Origin of the sequence: Achromobacter aloeverae (assembly GCF_004121055.1) — a bacterium.
Lineage (GTDB): Bacteria > Pseudomonadota > Gammaproteobacteria > Burkholderiales > Burkholderiaceae_B > Bordetella_C > Bordetella_C aloeverae.
The window spans coordinates 397,103-414,706 of the sequence record NZ_PYAL01000008.1; the positions used below are offsets into that span (position 1 = coordinate 397,103).

Consider the following 17,604-nt stretch of genomic DNA (forward strand, 5'->3'; position numbering starts at 1 on the left):
CTTGTCCACGGCAAACCATGCGACGCATCCCTTCCGTCATCGCCCCGTTGCGCCTGGCCGCGCGGCGGGGCGTTTTCCTTGCAGGCCTGGTGGCGGCGACGCTGGCGACCACGGCGTGCGCCGCCGCGCCGGCGGGCGCGAAGGCCGGCAGGGCCGCGGGCGCCGCCGATTCCGCCCACGCACCGGACGGAACGGATGCCGGCTTGCCCGATGGTGCGGCGCCCTCCCCGCGTGGCGCCATCACGGTCACCGACGACCAGGGCCGCGACGTCACCCTGGCGCAGCCGGCGGAGCGCGTCATCACGCTGGCACCGCACGCCACCGAACTGGTCTACGCGGCCGGGGCCGGCGACGCCATGGCAGGCACCATCCTGGGCAGCAATTTCCCGGAAGCGGCCAGGCAGGTGCCGTCCATCGGCGACGGCACCCAGCCCAATGTGGAGCGCGTGGCCGAGCTGCGCCCCGACCTGGTCATCGCGTGGCTGCCCGGCGCCACGGAGTCCCTGATGCCCACGCTGAAAACGCTGGGCGTGCCCGTGTTCTACAGCGACCCGCGCCGCCTGGCCGCCATCCCCGACGAAGTCGAGACCCTGGGCCGCCTGTTCGGCACGGAAGCGGCCGCCGCCAAGGAGGCCGCCAGCCTGCGCGCGCGCCTGGCCACGCTGGCCGAACGCTATCGCGGCCGGCCGCTGGTGCGGGTCTTCATCCAGGCCGGCAGCAAGCCGCTGTATACGCTGAACAAGCACAGCATCGTCAACGACGCGATCGGCATCTGCGGCGGCGTGAACGTCTTCGCCGACGCTCCCGCCACCGCCCCGCAGGTCGGCCTGGAAGCCGTCATGGCCGCCCGGCCGGACGCCGTGGTGGCGGGCGTGGGCGGCATCGAGGACCTGCGCGCACTGGCGTCCGCCTGGAAGGAGACCCGCCTGCCGGCCGCCCTGGCGGGCCACGTCTATGGCGTGGACGCGGACCTGCTCTACCGCCCCGGCCCGCGGCTGGTCGACGCCGCCGAAGCGCTCTGCAAGGTGCTGGACCAGGCGCGGCCGCCGGCGTCCCGCTGACGCGGCGCCGGGCCTTACTGGCCACGACACGACGCCGATGAAAACCGCCCGCCGGGCGCGGCGGCGCCCTGCCCCGTGGAAAAAACCCTTCCGCCAACGGGGCGGATCGACGCTTGCGCTGTTTTATGATGGCGGTCTGGCGCGCGACGCCGTCCCGGCGCGGTCCCAGGGGCCGCTACCCATTCCCGCATCACTTTCGGCATCATCATGGACTCCCAAGACACTTTTTCCATCGCCGGCCGCAGCTTTCGCTCGCGCCTGGTGGTGGGCACCGGCAAGTACAAGGACTTCGAGCAGACCCGCCAGGCGCTGGACGCCAGCGGCACCGACCTGGTGACGGTAGCCATCCGCCGCGTGAATATCGGCCAGAACGCCAACGAACCCAGCCTGCTGGACTTCGTCCCGCCGTCGCAGTTCACCTACCTGCCCAATACCGCCGGCTGCTATACCGCCGACGAGGCCGTGCGCACGCTGCGCCTGGCGCGCGAGCTGCTGGACGGCCACGACCTGGTGAAGCTGGAGGTGCTGGGCGACCCCACCAACCTGTTCCCCAACATGCCGGAAACGCTGAAGGCCACCAAGACCCTGGTGGACGAAGGTTTCAAGGTGATGGTGTATTGCGCCGACGATCCCATCCAGTCGCGCATGCTGGAGGACCTGGGCGCCTCCGCCATCATGCCGCTGGCGTCGCTGATCGGTTCCGGCATGGGCATCCTCAACCCGTGGAACCTGCGCCTGATCATCGACCAGGCGCGCGTGCCGGTGCTGGTCGATGCCGGCGTCGGTACCGCCTCGGATGCCGCCATCGCCATGGAACTGGGCTGCGACGGCGTGCTCATGAATAGCGCCATTGCCGGGGCACGGAATCCCGTGCTGATGGCCGGGGCCATGAAACTGGCCGTCGAGGCGGGCCGCGCGGCCTTCCTGGCCGGCCGCATGCCGCGCAAGCTGTACAGCGCGTCGCCCAGTTCGCCGACCGAAGGCGTGGTGCGGTGAGCCAGGCCAGACCCATCCCCAATGCGCTGACCATCGCCGGCGTCGACCCCTCGGGCGGCGCCGGCGTCCTGGCCGACATCAAGGCCATGAGCGCGCTGGGCGCCTATGGCTGCGGCGTCATCGCCGCGCTGACCGCGCAGAACACCAAGGGCGTCACCGGCGTCTCCCCGGTGCCCCCCGCCTTCGTCGGGCAGCAGATCGACACGCTGTTCGCCGATGTGCGCATCGACGCCACCAAGATCGGCATGCTGGGTCAGCAGCCGGTGATCCAGGTCGTCGCCGAAAAGCTCGCGCGCTGGCGCCCCCTGGACCGCGCCTGGCATGTCGTGCTGGACCCGGTGATGGTGGCCAAGAGCGGCGACCTGCTGCTGGAACGCGACGCCGTGGGCGCGCTGCGGGAGGCGCTGCTGCCTCAGGCCACGATGCTGACCCCCAACCTGCCGGAAGCCGGCGTGCTGCTGGAAGAGCGCCCGGTCGAGTCGGTGAAGGAAATGCGCCGCGTGGCCGAGCGCCTGCGCAACAAGATGGCCTACGACGGCCAGCGCTGGGTCATGCTCAAGGGTGGCCATCTGCCGGGCAATGACGTCATCGATCTGCTGCACGACGGCGACCGCATGATCGAACTGCCGGGTCACCGCATCGAAACCGCCAACACGCACGGTACGGGCTGCACGCTGTCGGCCGCGCTGGCGGCCCTGCTGCCCCAGATCGACGACGTGCCCGAAGCGGCGCGGCGGGCCAAGGCCTATCTGACCGAGGCCATCCGCCACGCGGGGCGCCTGCAGGCAGGCGGCGGCCACGGGCCGGTGCACCACTTCCACGCCTGGTGGTAGGCGCAAGCCTCCCCGGCTGCGCGGCAGGGTCCCTGCTGCCGGCGTTGCCGGGGAGACTTGGCAAGCCTTTAAGGGGTTTATAAGGCAGTCACCCCGTTGCAGCCACGGCAGCGGCAGGAAAGCCGCCGCCGCCCACCCCGCCGCGCAAGCCGGTACAATGGCCCCCGCCGTCATCTCCGAAATTTTTCCGTGCTGTCATGAACGCATCCACTCTGCCCGACATTGAACAAGCCCGCTTCAACATGGTGGAACAGCAAATCCGCCCTTGGGATGTGCTGGACGAAAACGTGTTGGCCGCCTTGTTCAAGGTGCGTCGCGAACAATTCGTTCCCCCCGCGTATCGCGCGCTGGCCTTCTCCGACCTGGAGATCCCGCTGGAGATCAATGCGGTGGACACGCGCCAGAACATGCTGGCGCCCAAGATCGAAGCCCGCCTGGCGCAGGAACTGCTGCTCAAGCCAACCGATGCCGTGCTGGAAATCGGCACCGGTTCCGGCTACCAGGCCGCGCTGCTGGCCGCGCTGGCGCAACAGGTCACCACGGTGGAAATCGACAGCCGCCTGGTTGCCTTCGCGCAGCAGAACCTGCAGTTGAACAATGTCGGCAACGTCAAGGTCGAGACCGGCGACGGCCGTAATGGCTGGGGCACCACCGAATACGACGCGATCCTCATCACCGGCTCCGTGCCCGTGGTGCCGGATGGCCTGAAGTACCAGTTGCGCATCGGCGGCCGCATGGTCGTGATTGTCGGCCAGGCGCCCGTCATGACCGCCTGTCGCATCACGCGCAGCACCGCGGCCAGCTTCGAGACGGTCAATCTGTTCGAAACCGTCGTCAAGCCCCTGCGCGGCGCCACCGTCTCCCAGTTCAAATTCTAGTGGGCCCAACCCCGTACCGCGCTGCGCGCGGTACGGGGGTCACCCCTTCCGGATTTTTGTGACCAGGGCGGTGGTGGAGCGCTGGAACTCGAAGGGGATGGCCACGGCGCGGCCGCCCCAGCTGCGCACCAGCGCGGTCTCCGGCAGCTTTTCCATGTCATAGTCGCCGCCCTTGACGATGATGTCGGGGCGCAGCTCGGCGATCAGTTCCTGCGGCGTATCTTCGTCGAACCACGTGACGGCGCTCACGCAGGCCAGCGCGGCCAGCATGGCGGCGCGATCATGCTCATTGTTCAACGGACGTTCCGGCCCCTTGCCCAGGCGGCGGACGGACGCGTCCGTGTTGACGGCCACGACCAGGGTGGCGCCCAACTGGGCCGCCTCGTCCAGGTAGGTGACATGGCCACGGTGCAGGATGTCGAACACACCGTTGGTAAACACCAGCGGGCGCGCCAGGCGGCCTTCCGCGATGGCAGCGGCACAGGCCTGGCGAGTAAGGATCTTGGATACGTAGCGGGCTGTCATGCCGGCCATTTTACGGGACGGCGCACACGATGCTCACCGGACCGGGCTGGACTGGAGCGGGGCGCTTCAGGACCCGTTCTCAGGACCAGGCTTCGGGCCCGCCCCCTACCCCGGAACAGGCCTCGCCTCCCTTGCCAGCCCGCTCAGGCGCCGACCAGGCTCTGTTCGCCGACACCCGGCGGCAGGATGAGGCCGGACTTGCCGCCCATCGCCGCCATGGTTTCCTTGCGATAACGGTTCAGGTCCTTGGCCGACTCGAACGTGCGGTCCAGCAGCTTGGACAGGATGTGCAGGATGCGGTCGCCGACCTTCTTTTCCCAGCCGCCGTCGAAACGGATCTGCGAATCCAGCCAACGCTCCAGCCAGCCCGGATCGGGCAACCTGGATTGCACCGTGTCGTTGGGGAACATGTCCTTGTTGACGTGCAGGTTGGTCGGATGCAGCGCCTGCTGGGTGCGACCGGCCGACGCCATCAGCATGCCGATCTTCGAGAAGGCCATCTTGGCCTGCTGGCAGGTCTCTTCGCCCCGGTCGAACAGCGCGCGGCGCATGTATTGCAGATAGGCGCCGGCATGACGCGCCTCGTCCTTGGCGATGGTGCTGTAGATGGCACGAATCACCGGCTCCGTATGCCACTCGGCGGCGCAACGGTACCAGTGATTCAGGCGAACCTCGCCGCAGAAATGCAGCATCAGCGTTTCCAGCGCGGGCGCCTGGTCGAATTCGAAACGCACCTTGTGCAGCTCTTCTTCCGTCGGCATCAGGTCCGGGCAGAAGCGGCGCAAGTATTCCATCAACACCAGCGAATGCTTCTGTTCCTCGAAGAACCAGACCGACATGAAGGCGCTGAAATCGCTGTCGCCACGGTTGTCGCGCAGGAACATCTCCGTCGCGGGCAAGGCGGCCCACTCCGTGATGGCGTTCATCTTGATCGTATTGGCCTGTTCGTCCGACAGCTTGCTCCGATCAAAGTCGTCCCAGGGTATGTCGGTCGCCATATTCCAGCGCACGGCTTCCATGGTTTTGAAGAGTTCGGGATAAAGCATGAGATGTAGGCCCTGATGATGTTCGAAAATCCCACCCCTCAGGTCGCTGGCCGCGATAAACGCGCAAGTCTCCCCTCCGGACACGGGCGCGCAAGGCGCCTGGGATCGGGTTTGTAATCGGCCGGACGGAAATTGAATGCGCGTACGACCACGGGGCCCCCAAAGCCCCGCAATCGCCTTTATCGCTCTCGCGTGCGAACGTGTAATGACAGAATTATGTCAGAAACATGACGACCCCCTGGAATGAGGGGTGGCATGCTCCTAACGGACATTGAACCAGATAACCAGCGCCACCCCCACGGCAAGCACCGCCGCGATGACCATGAGCAGGCGATTGCCGTGTTCCCGGGCCTTGCGCAGGCGGCCGAGTTCGACCAGGACGGCCGGTTCGACATTGGGGCGGGACAGGCGCTCGTGCAGCAGGCGCGGCAGCGCCGGCAGCATCTGCGACCATTGCGCGGCCTCCTTCTCCAACTGCTGGCGCAGGCCGGCCAGGCCCATGCGTTCGCGCATCCAGCGCTCCAGATAGGGCTTGGCCGTTTTCCACAGGTCGAGATTGGGGTCGAGCTCGCGCCCCAGTCCCTCCACATTCAGCAAGGTCTTCTGCAGCAGCACCAGCTGTGGCTGGATTTCCACATTGAAGCGGCGTGAAGTCTGGAACAGGCGCAACAATACCTGACCCAGCGAAATCTCGGACAGGGGCCGGTCGAAGTAAGGTTCGCAGACGGCGCGCACCGCGCCCTCCAGCTCTTCCTCGCGCGTGTCGGCCGGCACCCAGCCCGATTCGATGTGCAATTGCGCCACGCGCCGGTAGTCGCGGCGGAAGAAGGCCAGGAAATTCTGCGCCAGGTAGTTCTTGTCGAACTCCGACAAGGATCCCACGATGCCGAAGTCCAGCGCGATGTAGTGGCCCAGCGTCTGCGGCCGGTCGGAAACGTAGATATTCCCCGGGTGCATGTCGGCATGGAAGAAGCCGTCGCTGAACACCTGGGTAAAGAAGATCTCGACGCCCGTGCGCGCCAGCTTGGGAATATCGATGCCCGCGGCACGCATGCGTTCGACCTGGCCCACGGGAATGCCGTACATGCGCTCCATCGTGAAAATGGTGCTGGTGGTGAATTCCCAGATCACCTCGGGCACGATGAGCACGCCACCCCGCCCGGAATCCGGGCCGAAGTTGCGGCGCAACTGGCTGCAATTGGAGGCTTCGCGTACCAGGTCCAGTTCGTCATGCAGGTATTTGTCGAACTCGGCCACCACCTCGCGCGGCTTCAGGCGCCGCCCATCGGGGCCCAGGCGTTCGATGACGCCCGCCAGCATGCGCAGCAGCGCCATGTCTTTTTCGATGATGCCCAGCATGCCCGGCCGCAACACCTTGACCGCCACTTCGCGGCCGTCGTGCAGCACCGCGAAATGCACCTGGGCGATGGAGGCCGACGCGACGGGGTCCACCTCGAAATGCTTGAACAGCGTCGCCGGCGGCGCCCCCAGCGCGGTTTCGATGCACTCGGCCGCCTGCTTGGAGGGGAAAGGCGGCACGCGGTCCTGCAACAGGGCCAGCTCGTTGGCGATGTCAGCGGGAATCAGGTCGCGGCGAGTCGACAATACCTGGCCGAATTTGACGAAGATGGGTCCCAGCGATTCCAGCGCCCGGCGCAGGCGCACGCCGCGCGGCGTGCGTGGTCGCGTGCCGAAGCGAACGACGCGCAGCAACAGCGCGGCCAACGGATGCTTCAGGCTGGAAAGTACCAGCTCGTCCAGGCCATAACGCAAGGCAACGAAGACGATACGGACAAAACGCAGAAAGGTCAGCATGGCGTTCAGGCTTGCCCCACTGCTGACTTGCCGCCCGCCGGCATGCCGTCCATTTGCATGCCGTCCATTTGCATGCCGCCCGCCCGCCTGCCGCCGTCCAGCCGGCCCAGGCGCGCATCCAGCCGCGCCAGTCGAGCCGCCAGGGCATCGACGCTGCCGGCAGCGCGGGCGATGCCGTCGCGCCACCCCTCCATCACCGGACGATTGGCCAGCACACCCTGCTCGTAGGACAGGAACTCGGCCACGTTGCCGCCGACGCGCTGCGCGACGTCCCGCGCCCCGCGCGCGACGCTGCGCACGCCTTGCGTCAGGCGGGTGGCGGGGATGTCACCGACGACGCGCGCCAGTTCGTCCTCCACGTCCCAACGCAGATTGGCGGCAAGCTCGGCGACCACCTGGGCCAGCCCGGCATCGCCGGAGATGTGCGTCATGTCGGCGAACGCATCGGCCCGTTCGCGCGGCGAGGCGTTCGCCAGCGCCCTTCCTTCCTCGCCCAGCAAGCGCGCGAGGCTGAACTTGCCGCTGTCCAGCGTCAGCGTGACGTCGGGCACGATGGCGTCAGCGGCGACATCGGCATAGCCCTGTGCATCCACCGTCAGCGACAACTGGAACCCACTGAACGAGAGCCGCACCGTCTTGCCCGCATGGCGGGCCAGGCGGTCGCGCGCCCACTCCTCGCGCTTGAGTAGGGCGTTGAGCGCGCCGCACAGGACGCGCGACGGACGGGGCAAGGCAGGGAAAGGCAACATGAGTGTTCTGGTTCGGCCCGGGCGGGTACCGGCATCCACGGGTAAGGGTAAGCGTCGAGTTTACCGGGAACCGGGCGAGGCAATGCGCGGATCGGGGAATGCGTGGCTTGATCCATCGGCCGGCGCGCGGCCAACGAACGGCCAACCGAGGATCAACGAAAAAAACCGGCTCCAAGAGCCGGTATCAGGGCGGCTGCCCGAGCAAGGCGCACCGCTAGAGAAGAAAACCCACATGCTCTATTTACCCGTCCGCCGTTGGCTGGACGACGCAATGGCAGGCCATCGTGTGTCCGTGCCCTCCCCCCCGGGAGCGGCGGACGGGAGGGCGGAAGGCAGGTTGCCACCTGCTTTCCGCCCGCTCAGGCCACCCTTAGCTGGCGTACTCAACGGGAATCTGCTGAATCCCGGCGAGCAACCAGCCACCTTGGGCGGGCTTGAACAAGTTCCAGACTTCCTCGAAACGGAAGGCTTCGGCGCCCGGGGCCTCGCGCAGCATGCCGGAGAAGCGCACGCTGGCCAGGTGCCCGTCGGACACGGATTCGATACCAAGCAGCTCGGCGTTCAACAGGACCACGTCGGTCTTGCTGGGTTCGCCCTTGCGTTCGAGCATCTGCGGCTTGAGTTCGGTGATCAGGTCATCGGTCAGGAATTCACGCAGGCGATCGGTGTCGCCGCTATCCCAGATGCCCTGGATACGCTTGAACTGTTCCTTGGCTTCCTGCAGGAAGCGCGGCGTGTCGAAGTCGCCGGGGATGAACCAGTCGCTGCCCTGGCCGCTGCCTTGCACGGCGCCCGACGCATTGCCTTGCACGGCCTGCGGCACGCTTTGGAAAGCGGACGGCTGCGCGGCGGGGGCGGCTTCGGCGGCCTTGGGCGGCAACACGGCGTCGCGCCAGGCAGGCGACTGCCCATTGGCCGCGCCGTTATCGCGGTTCATGCCGTACGCGCCCTGCATGGCGGGACGCGGCGCGGCGCCGCGCAGGCGGCGCACGATGAACAGGACGGCGAAAACCACCAGGCCGATCAACAGCATGCTGGAGAGCATTTCGGCGAAGGCGCCGGACAGGCCCAGATGCGACAGCAGGGCTGCGATGCCCAGGCCCGCCGCGATACCGGCGATGGGGCCCAGCCAACGCGACGCACCGGTGCGCGCGCCCGCCGCGGCAGCGCCGGCGGCGGCGCCCGCGGCCGGTGCCGCGGCGCTGGTCGCGCCAGCGGTATTGCTGGAGGCGGCCGGCGGCGTGACAGCCTGGCGTTGAGTGGTGACGTTGCTGGATTGGCGACCCACGCTGCCGCCGCCGCCGACGCGCTTGGCTTCAGCGTCGAAGGACGTGGCGATCATCGCGGCGCCGGCCACGGCGATCAGTGCCGCGGCGGTGAACCGGGTAAAAAAACGGCTGGACATGACGAATACTCCTGAGTATCCCGCCAGTGCCCGATTGGGCAAGGCCCTTTCAGGGTGGCCCCACGGCATGAAGACGCAGGACCAGGCGATTGCTTACAGATTGCTGAAAGCCAAAGAATATCCGAGATTTCCCTGGAGGACAAGCGCGATCCCGGATGCAGGCCGCTCGAGACGACGATACGCGCGCCGAGGCGCGGAAAAGACGATACACGTGCCCGAGGCGCGGAAAAGACGATACACGTGCCCGAGGCGCGGAAAAGACGATACGCGCGCCCGAGGCGCGCTCAGGCCAGCCGCACCCCCTCGTGCAGCGCGGCGACGCCCGCGGTCAGGTTGAAGTACTGGACGCGCTCCAGGCCAGCGGTTCGCAGCATGCCGGCCAGCGTCTCCTGGTCGGGATGCATGCGTATGGATTCCGCCAGGTAGCGGTAGCTGGCCTCGTCGCCCGCCACCTTGCGGCCCAGCCAGGGCAGGACGTTGAACGAGTACCAGTCGTAGGCGGGCGCCAGGGGCTTGGCGACCCGCGAAAACTCCAGCACCAGCAGCTTGCCGCCCGGCTTGAGCACGCGCTTCATCTCCGCCAGGGCGCGATCCTTGTGCGTCATATTGCGCAGGCCGAAGGCCACGCTGACCCGGTCGAAGTAACCATCGGGAAAAGGCAGCTTTTCCGCGTCGCAGACAGCGGTGGGCAGCAACAGGCCGGAATCGGTCATGCGGTCGCGGCCGACGCGCAGCATGGAATCGTTGATGTCGGTCAGCCAGACCTCGCCCGTGGGCCCCGCCCGGCGCGCGAAGGCCTTGGCCAGGTCGCCCGTGCCGCCGGCGATGTCCAGCACGCGCATGCCCGGCCGGATTGCGGCGCGGCCTATGGTGAAGGCTTTCCATATACGGTGCAGCCCCGCCGACATCAGGTCGTTCATGACGTCATAGCGCGAGGCCACGGAATGGAAAACTTCGGCCACTTTGCGCGCCTTGTCGTTTTCCTGGACCGTCGAAAAGCCGAAATGCGTGGTGCCGGCGGCCGGCTCGGGGGGGGAGGAGGGGTTTTGCATGGTTGATTCCGGGGTCATGGCGCAATGGTAGCCGATCGGCGCCCTATCCCTGGCCCCCCGCCTTCGCTTCTGCCTTCGGCCCTGCCCTCGTCCGGCGTGTCGGCCGGCGCGGCTTGCGGACGTGCCGGCGCACGAGCGCGTCAGGGCATGGCAAAAGGCATGGAAAAGGCGGCTGACGGCCGCGCCGGGAAAAATAAGAAGAAAGATGGCATTCGCGCCGCCGCCCGGTCACATACCTGAAATATTACGGCCATACTATCGCAATGTTTCGACGCCGCCCCACCCCCAAGGCGGCGATCACATCCAGTCAAACAGACCCGCATCACCGCTACCAAACCGACATGTCCAGCACCATACTCGTTGTCGAAGACGAACCCGCGATCCAGGAGTTGATCGCGGTCAACCTGTCGTTCGCGGGCCACAAGGTCCTGCGCGCCTTCGACGCGGACCAGGCCCAGACGCTGATCCGCGCCGAGCTGCCCGACCTCATCCTGCTGGACTGGATGCTGCCGGGTACGTCCGGCCTCTCGCTGGCCCGCAAGCTGCGCAACGAGGAGCGCACCCGTACCGTCCCCGTCATCATGCTCACCGCCAAGGGCTCCGAGCAGGACAAGGTGGACGGGCTGGAAGCCGGCGCGGACGACTACATCACCAAGCCCTTCTCGCCAAAGGAGTTGATGGCGCGCATCAAGGCGGTGCTGCGCCGGCGCGCGCCGCAGCTGACCGATGACGTGATCGACGTCGCCGGCCTGCGCCTGGACCCCGTCACGCACCGGCTGAACGGTAGCGGCCACTCGCTGCAGATCGGCCCGACCGAGTTCCGCCTGCTGCATTTCTTCATGACCCACCCGGAGCGGGTTTTCTCGCGCTCCCAACTGCTGGACCAAGTCTGGGGCGACCATGTCTTCGTGGAGGAGCGCACCGTGGACGTGCATATTCGCCGCCTGCGCAAGGCGCTGGAGCCCAGCGGCCACGACCTGCACGTGGAGACCGTGCGCGGCAGCGGCTACCGCTTTACCGCCCAGCTTCCCGCGCGCTGACCGCGCTCCCACCAGGGTTAGAATGCCCGCACCATGATCTGGCTGCGTACGATTGTTTTCATAGTGTTGTGGGCGGCCGTCGCCGCCCTTGTCCAATGGCTGGTGGGCGCGCCGTTCGGCTGGATCCTGATGTGCATCGCGCTGTCGCTGATGCTGATCAGCCGCAGCCTGCGGACCCAGCGCGCCGCGCGCTGGGCGCGCAACCCGGAAGAGTCGCCACCGGCGTCGGTCGGCCCGTGGGATGACATCCTCGCCCCCCTCTACCGCTATGTCCGCGCGCAGACCCGCCAGCTGGCCGAAAGCCGCGACGCCATGCAGGGGATGCTGGCCGCGGCCCAGGCCCTGCCCGACGGCGCCGTCACGCTCAACCAGGACTTGCAGATCGACTGGTGCAACCGCGTGGCGCGCCAGCACCTGGGCCTGCGCCTGCCCGCCGACCGGGGCGCCAGCCTGCTGAACCTGGTACGCGCGCCGGAATTCATCGAATACAGCCGCCAGGCGGACTGGCCCGATCCCATACTCGTACGCGTGGCGATCGGCAGCCAGGAACGCCTGCTGATGATGCAACTGACCGCCTACGCCCGCGACCAGCGCCTGCTGATCACGCGCGACGTCACCCAGATCGAGAAGCTGGAGACCACGCGGCGCGACTTCGTCGCCAACGTCTCGCACGAATTGCGCACGCCGCTGACAGTGCTGGCCGGCTTCCTGGAAACGCTGCGCGACATGCCGCAGGAAGCGCTGACGCAGGAGCAGCGCGACCAATATCTTTCCATGATGCACGAGCAGGCCCAGCGCATGCAGGCCATCGTCGCCGACCTGTTGACGCTGTCCACCCTGGAGTCGTCGCCCAGCGCGGAGCCGCATCCCGTGCGCATCGGCGCGCTGGTGCAAACCGTGCGCCAGCAGGTCGAGGCGCTGTCGGCCGGGCGGCACGACATGCAATGGCGGATCGACGACACCCTGGACGTGCTGGGCGCGGAAAACGAGCTGTCCTCCGCCTTCGCCAACCTGCTCACCAACGCGGTGCGCTACACGCCCGACGGCGGCACGATCACCACCACCTGGGAGCGCCTTCCCGACGGGGGCGCCCGCTACAGCGTGCACGACACCGGCATCGGCATCGCGCCGCGCCACATCCCGCGCCTGACCGAGCGCTTTTATCGCGTCGATCGCGGCCGCTCGCGCGCCGTCGGCGGCACCGGCCTGGGTCTGGCGATCACCAAGCACATCGCCATGCGCCACGACGCCGAGCTGGGCATCGCCAGCGAAGTGGGAAAGGGCAGCACGTTTTCGCTGATTTTCCCCGCGGAACGGGTCGCGGAATAGATCTTCCGCCCGCCGGAACCGCCATATAAGAGAAAAGGAAGGAAGCCGCATGCCCCTCCCCGCGCCATGGCCTTGGGGCATGGCGGGTGCTGGCAAACGCTACCCTAGGCATGGCATGACACGGCAATCATAGAATATGATTCTCATTTGCATTTGGAGCTAGGCAGCATGGCGCAGATCGTCCTTTTCGAGAATATTCACCCCAGCGGCGTCGCCGTTTTCCGCGACGCCGGGTTCACCGATATCGCGACCCATTCCTCGTCGCTGCCGCCCGCCGAACTGCGCGCGGCCCTCGCCGGCGCGGAGGTGGTGGGCATCCGCTCACGGACCCACCTGGACGCGGCGCTGTTCAAGGAATTCCCGTCGGTGCGCGTGGTCGGCTGCTTCTGCATCGGCACCAACCAGGTCGACCTGGACAGCGCCATGCGCGGCGGCGTGCCCGTCTTCAATGCGCCGTTCTCGAACACGCGCTCGGTGGCGGAGCTGGTGCTGGGCGAAGCCATCCTGCTGCTACGCCGCGTCCCGGAAAAGAACGAGCGCGTGCACCAGGGACATTGGGACAAGACCGCCACCGGCGCCTACGAGGCCCGTGGCAAGACGCTGGGCGTGGTCGGCTACGGCAATATCGGTTCGCAGGTGGGCACGCTGGCCGAAAGCGTGGGGATGCGCGTCGTGTTCCACGACGTCGAGGCCAAGTTGCCGCTGGGCAATGCGCGCGCCGTATCGACGCTGGCGGAATTGCTGGCGCAAAGCGATGTCGTCACCCTGCACGTGCCGGGCGGGCGCAGCACGGAGAACATCATCAATGCCGAAACGCTGGCGCTGATGAAGCCGGGCGCGATCTTGATCAATGCCTCGCGCGGCACCGTGGTGGATATCGACGCCCTGCACGGGGCGCTGTCGTCCGGGCACCTGGGCGGCGCGGCGCTGGACGTCTTTCCGGTCGAACCCAAGAGCAAGGACGAGCCCCTGGCCAGCCCGCTGGTGGGCCTGCCCAACGTCATCCTGACGCCGCATATCGCGGGCAGCACCCAGGAATCGCAGGAGAACATCGGGCGCGAAGTGGCGGAGAAGCTGGTGCGCTTCATGCAAAGCGGCACGACCAAGGGAGCGGTGAACTTCCCCGAACTGCCGTTCACCGAGCATTCTGGCACGGCGCGCATCCTGCATATCCACAAGAACGTCCCCGGTGCGCTGGGCACGCTGGACAATCTGCTGGCCGAGCAGGGGCTGAATATCTGCAGCCAGAACCTGCAGACGCGCGGCGAAATCGGCTACGTGGTGACCGATGTGGACGGTGACGTCAACGACAAGGTCATCGCGGCGCTGCGTGCGCACCCCATCACAATCCGCTGCGAACAGGCGACTGCGTAGACTCAACGGCCCCCGACGCTCAACGGCCCCCCGATATGGGCCGTGAAACGCGGGGGCTCCCTTGCGCCGGCTTCCTCGCCGACTTCCTATATGGCGGCGGCGGCCACCAGGCAGCGGGAGAACTTGCCGGCCAGGCCGTCCGGGTCTGCATTGCGGCGCGACACGATGCCGATCTCGCGGTCGAAGGCGGCCGCGCCCAGGTCCAGCAGGCGCAAGCCCTGCACATCGAGCTGCCGCGTGCGGGGCAGCACGGCCACGCCCAGGCCATGCCGCACCAGGTTGGCGATCGCGTCAATTTCATCCAGCTCGACGGCTTCATGCACGACGATACGGTGGCGGCGCAGGAAGTTGTCGACCAGGCGCCCGCCAAAGGAAGCACGCTCATAGCGAATGAAGGGCTGGCTGGCGAGCGCCTCGCGCCAGGGCATATCGGGTAGCCCGGCGGGCACGGCCACCACCATGGGCTCCGCCAGCAAGGGCCGCCAGTCGAGTTCCGGCGGTAGCGTGAAAGGCGGGCGGATCAGGACCGCAAGGTCGACTTCGCCGGCGTCCACCTGCCCGAGCAGGGCCAGCGAGACCCCGGGCACGATGCGCACGCTGACATCCGGATAGTCGGCGCGCAGCGCGGCCAGTGCCTGGACCAGCAGCGTTTCCTGTACCGACGCGATGGCCGCCACGCGCAGGGCGCCGGAAACATGGCCGCTGCCGGCCTGGCGCACCATGCGGTCGACCAGGCCCAGCAGTTCCTCGGTATGCGCGAGGACCTCGCGGCCGGCCGCGTTCAGTGACGCATGGCGCGCCCCACGGTCGAACAAGTCCACGCCGATGAAATCCTCCAGCCGGCGGATCTGCGCGCTGACGGCGGACTGGGTCAGCCCCAGCTGCTGGCCCGCGCCCGTGAAAGTGCCGTCGCGCGCCACGGCGACGAAGGTCTTGAATTCGCGCAGCATGCTCATGATTGAGGAACGGCGACAGGCCGGCCCGGAACGGGCCAGGTAGGAATATACATCGATATTTTTGGGTCTTACGATAAAAAAATATCGTTTTTCAATCGAAAAAACAAGCCCTAAACTTTCACCTGCCTGATTCGTCCGGGCCACGCCGCGTTCCGGCCGACCTGTTCTTTCGTTTTCCGATTTGGAATCATCATGAGTACTCAGACCGCCGTCATCCCTCCTTTCCACCTGGCCTTTCCCGTGCGCGACATCGCCGAGGCCCGCGCCTTCTACGGCGACCTGCTGGGCTGTCCCGAGGGGCGTAGCGCCCCGGAATGGGTGGACTTCAACTTCTACGGCCACCAGATCGTCGCCCACCTGGCGCCGGACGAGTGCGGCCACAAGCAGACCAGCGCCGTCGATGACCACGACGTGCCCGTGCGCCACTTCGGCGCCGTGCTGCCGATGGAAGCCTGGGAAGAAATGGCGGGCAAGCTGACCAAGGCCGGCACCAAGTTCGTGATCGAGCCCTACATCCGCTTCAAGGGCGAAGTAGGTGAACAAGCCACCATGTTCTTCCTGGATCCGTCGGGCAACGCCCTGGAATTCAAGGCGTTCAAGAACATGGAATCGTTGTTCGCCAAGTAAGCCTTCCTGCGAGCCCGTCCGGCGAGCCCTTCCTGCAAGCCCGCACTGCGAGCCCAATGCCTGGGCTGCCCTGACCGCCGCCCACGTTCACGCGCGGGGCGGCGGTTTTGCATGGGGCCCGCCCCTCCCGGGCGGCCCGGACTGTGATTACACTGGACCCACCGCCCCGCTGGCTACACAGCCCCGGTTTCCCCGACGCGCACGACTGACTCCCCGCGGCGGCGGCGGCCAGCGGAATTCGACAACCCACGAGAAGAATCAAGCAGATGGCACCCTCCATAGACCTGAACTGCGACATGGGCGAGAGCTACGGCGCCTGGCACATGGGCAACGACGAAGCCGTATTGCAATACGTCACTTCGGCCAATATCGCCTGTGGTTTCCACGGTGGCGATCCGGGCACCATGCGCAAGACCGTCGCCGCGGCGCTGGCCCAAGGCGTCGCCTTGGGGGCGCACCCCAGCCTGCCCGACCTGTCCGGCTTCGGACGCCGCGTCATGCAGATCAGCCCTGCCGAAGCGTATGACATGGTGGTCTACCAGGTCGGCGCGCTGGCCGGGGTGGCGGCGTCGCAAGGCGCCCGCCTGCATCACGTCAAGGCCCACGGCGCCCTGTACAACATGGCCGTCAAGGACACGCCGCTGGCGCAGGCCATCTGCCGCGCCGTGCGCGATGTCGATGCATCGCTGGTGCTTTACGGCCTGGCGGGCAGCGAATTGGTGCGGGCAGCGCAGGAACTGGGCATGCCGGTCGCCAGCGAAGTATTTGCCGACCGGACCTACCAGGACGATGGCTCGCTGTCGCCGCGCAACCGTCCGGGCGCCATGATCGAGGACCTGGAGACGGCGGTGGCGCAGGTGGTGCGCATGGCGTCCGAAGGCAAGGTTCGGTCGGTCAACGGCAAGGAAGTCCCCGTCCAGGCGGATACCTTGTGCATCCATGGCGACCAGCCCAACGCGCTGGTATTCGCCAACGGCATACGCGCCGCGCTGGAGAAGGCGGGCATCGCCGTGCGGGCGATGCCGGGCGGCCCGGTCGCCTGAGACGTACGCTCGCGGCGGCGACCGGCGGGTGGCGGCGCCACCGCGGGCCGCAGCCGCCCTTCCCGGCCGACGCGGCGTTCACGCGTTCGAAGCAGCGTCCGGGTAGACCTCGGCGGCGTACGCCTGCAACACCAGCGGCAGGAAGGCCTCGGTTATTTCGCGGCGGATGGCGGCGGCGCGCGGGAGGTCCCCGATCCTCAGCACCGCCAGGAGGCGTCCGGTGCCTTCGATGAGCTGCCGGCGACAGTCCGCCTTGCGCCTGAGCAGGATGTGGCGCAGCGGGTCGCAACGGTCGTTCAGCTTGGAAAGCGCTTCCTCCAGCGGCTTGTTGTCGTTGGCGCGCACGATGGTATTGAAGAATTCCCGGGCCAGTTCCAGGCACTGCTGCGCTTTCTCCTCGGGCAGGCATTCCCGCAGGCAGGCGTGGCCCATTTCGAGTTCGGCGACGAGCGCGGCCAGGTTGTCCTGTTCCGCCAGCCTGGTGATGGCGTAGGACTCCAGTTCCGCGCGCAACTGGTAGATGTGGCGAATTTCGCGTTCGCTGTAGAGCGCTACCCGGAAGCCCCGCCGCTGGACGTGCGTGACCAGGCCGCTCAATTCCAACAGGCGCAGGGCCTCGCGTATGGGACTGCGGCTGGTGCCGAAGCGCCGTTCCAGTTCCTGCTCGCGCAGCGGCTGCCCAGGCCGTAAGGTGCCGTCCACGATCATCCGTCTGACCTGTTCCTGCAAGAAGTACGGAATAGTCGCGGGGGCCTTTATTTCCATGGATTCGTCTTCTCTGTTGTGCAGGGCGCCGGTTAGCCGCTATGGATTTCGGTGGAAACCAATAGAAACACAATTGTATTGCTGACGACAATTATTCGGCAGTTGTTTGC

At 67.1% G+C, this 17,604-nt stretch carries 17 protein-coding genes; 9 read left to right on the top strand and 8 right to left on the bottom strand.

The genetic code is table 11. The annotated features are described in order from the left end of the window. Window positions 1-17 precede the first annotated feature (17 nt). The 4 genes from C7R54_RS25265 to C7R54_RS25280 all read left to right on the top strand — a co-directional run bounded on the left by C7R54_RS25265 (window position 18) and on the right by C7R54_RS25280 (window position 3,768). Window positions 18-1,061 carry a cobalamin-binding protein gene (locus tag C7R54_RS25265; protein ID WP_129153559.1) on the top strand — a complete coding sequence of 348 codons (1,044 nt, stop codon included), beginning with the start codon at window positions 18-20 and terminating at the stop codon, window positions 1,059-1,061. A 207-nt stretch (window positions 1,062-1,268) separates the two neighbouring features. Then, window positions 1,269-2,057 carry a thiazole synthase gene (locus tag C7R54_RS25270; protein ID WP_129153561.1) on the top strand — a complete coding sequence of 263 codons (789 nt, stop codon included), beginning with the start codon at window positions 1,269-1,271 and terminating at the stop codon, window positions 2,055-2,057. Next, a complete protein-coding gene (gene thiD / locus C7R54_RS25275) occupies window positions 2,054-2,890 on the top strand; it encodes a bifunctional hydroxymethylpyrimidine kinase/phosphomethylpyrimidine kinase (protein ID WP_129153563.1) in 837 nt (278 codons plus the stop codon). The genes C7R54_RS25270 and thiD overlap by 4 nt, the downstream gene beginning before the upstream one ends. Window positions 2,891-3,087: 197 nt before the next feature. Beyond that, window positions 3,088-3,768, top strand: a complete 681-nt coding sequence (locus C7R54_RS25280) for a protein-L-isoaspartate O-methyltransferase family protein (RefSeq protein ID WP_129153565.1) — start codon at window positions 3,088-3,090, stop codon at window positions 3,766-3,768. A gap of 39 nt (window positions 3,769-3,807) precedes the next feature. Here the strand turns inward: C7R54_RS25280 and rfaE2 are convergent, their stop codons facing one another. The 6 genes from rfaE2 to ubiE all read right to left on the bottom strand — a co-directional run bounded on the left by rfaE2 (window position 3,808) and on the right by ubiE (window position 10,360). Beyond that, the gene (gene rfaE2 / locus C7R54_RS25285; RefSeq protein ID WP_129153568.1) at window positions 3,808-4,293 is read right to left on the bottom strand and encodes a D-glycero-beta-D-manno-heptose 1-phosphate adenylyltransferase; all 486 of its coding nucleotides are present in this window, start codon (window positions 4,291-4,293) and stop codon (window positions 3,808-3,810) included. 143 nt (window positions 4,294-4,436) lie between these two features. Beyond that, window positions 4,437-5,339, bottom strand: coding sequence for a ferritin-like domain-containing protein (locus tag C7R54_RS25290; RefSeq protein WP_129153570.1), 903 nt, complete (start codon window positions 5,337-5,339; stop codon window positions 4,437-4,439). Between the two features lie 261 nt (window positions 5,340-5,600). Continuing rightward, window positions 5,601-7,154 (bottom strand): ubiquinone biosynthesis regulatory protein kinase UbiB, encoded by a 1,554-nt coding sequence (gene ubiB, locus C7R54_RS25295; protein ID WP_192903740.1) that lies wholly within the window; start codon window positions 7,152-7,154, stop codon window positions 5,601-5,603. 5 nt (window positions 7,155-7,159) lie between these two features. After that, window positions 7,160-7,903, bottom strand: a complete 744-nt coding sequence (locus C7R54_RS25300; protein WP_129153572.1) for a ubiquinone biosynthesis accessory factor UbiJ — start codon at window positions 7,901-7,903, stop codon at window positions 7,160-7,162. Between the two features lie 370 nt (window positions 7,904-8,273). Further along, entirely contained in the window at window positions 8,274-9,308 is a 1,035-nt protein-coding gene (locus C7R54_RS25305; RefSeq protein WP_129153574.1) for a Tim44 domain-containing protein, read from the bottom strand. 284 nt (window positions 9,309-9,592) lie between these two features. Further along, window positions 9,593-10,360 carry a bifunctional demethylmenaquinone methyltransferase/2-methoxy-6-polyprenyl-1,4-benzoquinol methylase UbiE gene (ubiE, locus tag C7R54_RS25310; protein WP_129153576.1) on the bottom strand — a complete coding sequence of 256 codons (768 nt, stop codon included), beginning with the start codon at window positions 10,358-10,360 and terminating at the stop codon, window positions 9,593-9,595. Between the two features lie 341 nt (window positions 10,361-10,701). Here ubiE and phoB point away from each other — a divergent pair, with 341 nt between their 5' ends. The 3 genes from phoB (at window position 10,702) to serA (ending at window position 14,103) form a co-directional block, all read left to right on the top strand. Beyond that, window positions 10,702-11,400, top strand: a complete 699-nt coding sequence (phoB, locus tag C7R54_RS25315) for a phosphate regulon transcriptional regulator PhoB (protein ID WP_129153579.1) — start codon at window positions 10,702-10,704, stop codon at window positions 11,398-11,400. Window positions 11,401-11,433: 33 nt separating this feature from the next. Then, window positions 11,434-12,729, top strand: coding sequence for a phosphate regulon sensor histidine kinase PhoR (gene phoR / locus C7R54_RS25320; protein ID WP_129153581.1), 1,296 nt, complete (start codon window positions 11,434-11,436; stop codon window positions 12,727-12,729). A 168-nt stretch (window positions 12,730-12,897) separates the two neighbouring features. Further along, a complete protein-coding gene (gene serA, locus C7R54_RS25325) occupies window positions 12,898-14,103 on the top strand; it encodes a phosphoglycerate dehydrogenase (protein WP_129153582.1) in 1,206 nt (401 codons plus the stop codon). An 86-nt stretch (window positions 14,104-14,189) separates the two neighbouring features. On the opposite strand, the gene C7R54_RS25330 is transcribed toward serA, so the two are convergent. Beyond that, the gene (locus tag C7R54_RS25330) at window positions 14,190-15,053 is read right to left on the bottom strand and encodes a LysR family transcriptional regulator (RefSeq protein ID WP_129153714.1); all 864 of its coding nucleotides are present in this window, start codon (window positions 15,051-15,053) and stop codon (window positions 14,190-14,192) included. A 198-nt stretch (window positions 15,054-15,251) separates the two neighbouring features. On the opposite strand from C7R54_RS25330, the gene C7R54_RS25335 reads away from it, so the two are divergent. Both C7R54_RS25335 and C7R54_RS25340 read left to right on the top strand, forming a co-directional pair. Continuing rightward, complete coding sequence (locus C7R54_RS25335) at window positions 15,252-15,686, top strand: VOC family protein (protein WP_129153584.1); 435 nt, start codon at window positions 15,252-15,254, stop codon at window positions 15,684-15,686. A gap of 266 nt (window positions 15,687-15,952) precedes the next feature. Continuing rightward, a complete protein-coding gene (locus C7R54_RS25340) occupies window positions 15,953-16,729 on the top strand; it encodes a LamB/YcsF family protein (RefSeq protein ID WP_129153586.1) in 777 nt (258 codons plus the stop codon). Window positions 16,730-16,807: 78 nt separating this feature from the next. Here the strand turns inward: C7R54_RS25340 and C7R54_RS25345 are convergent, their stop codons facing one another. Then, complete coding sequence (locus tag C7R54_RS25345) at window positions 16,808-17,494, bottom strand: GntR family transcriptional regulator (RefSeq protein WP_129153588.1); 687 nt, start codon at window positions 17,492-17,494, stop codon at window positions 16,808-16,810. Window positions 17,495-17,604: the final 110 nt, after the last annotated feature.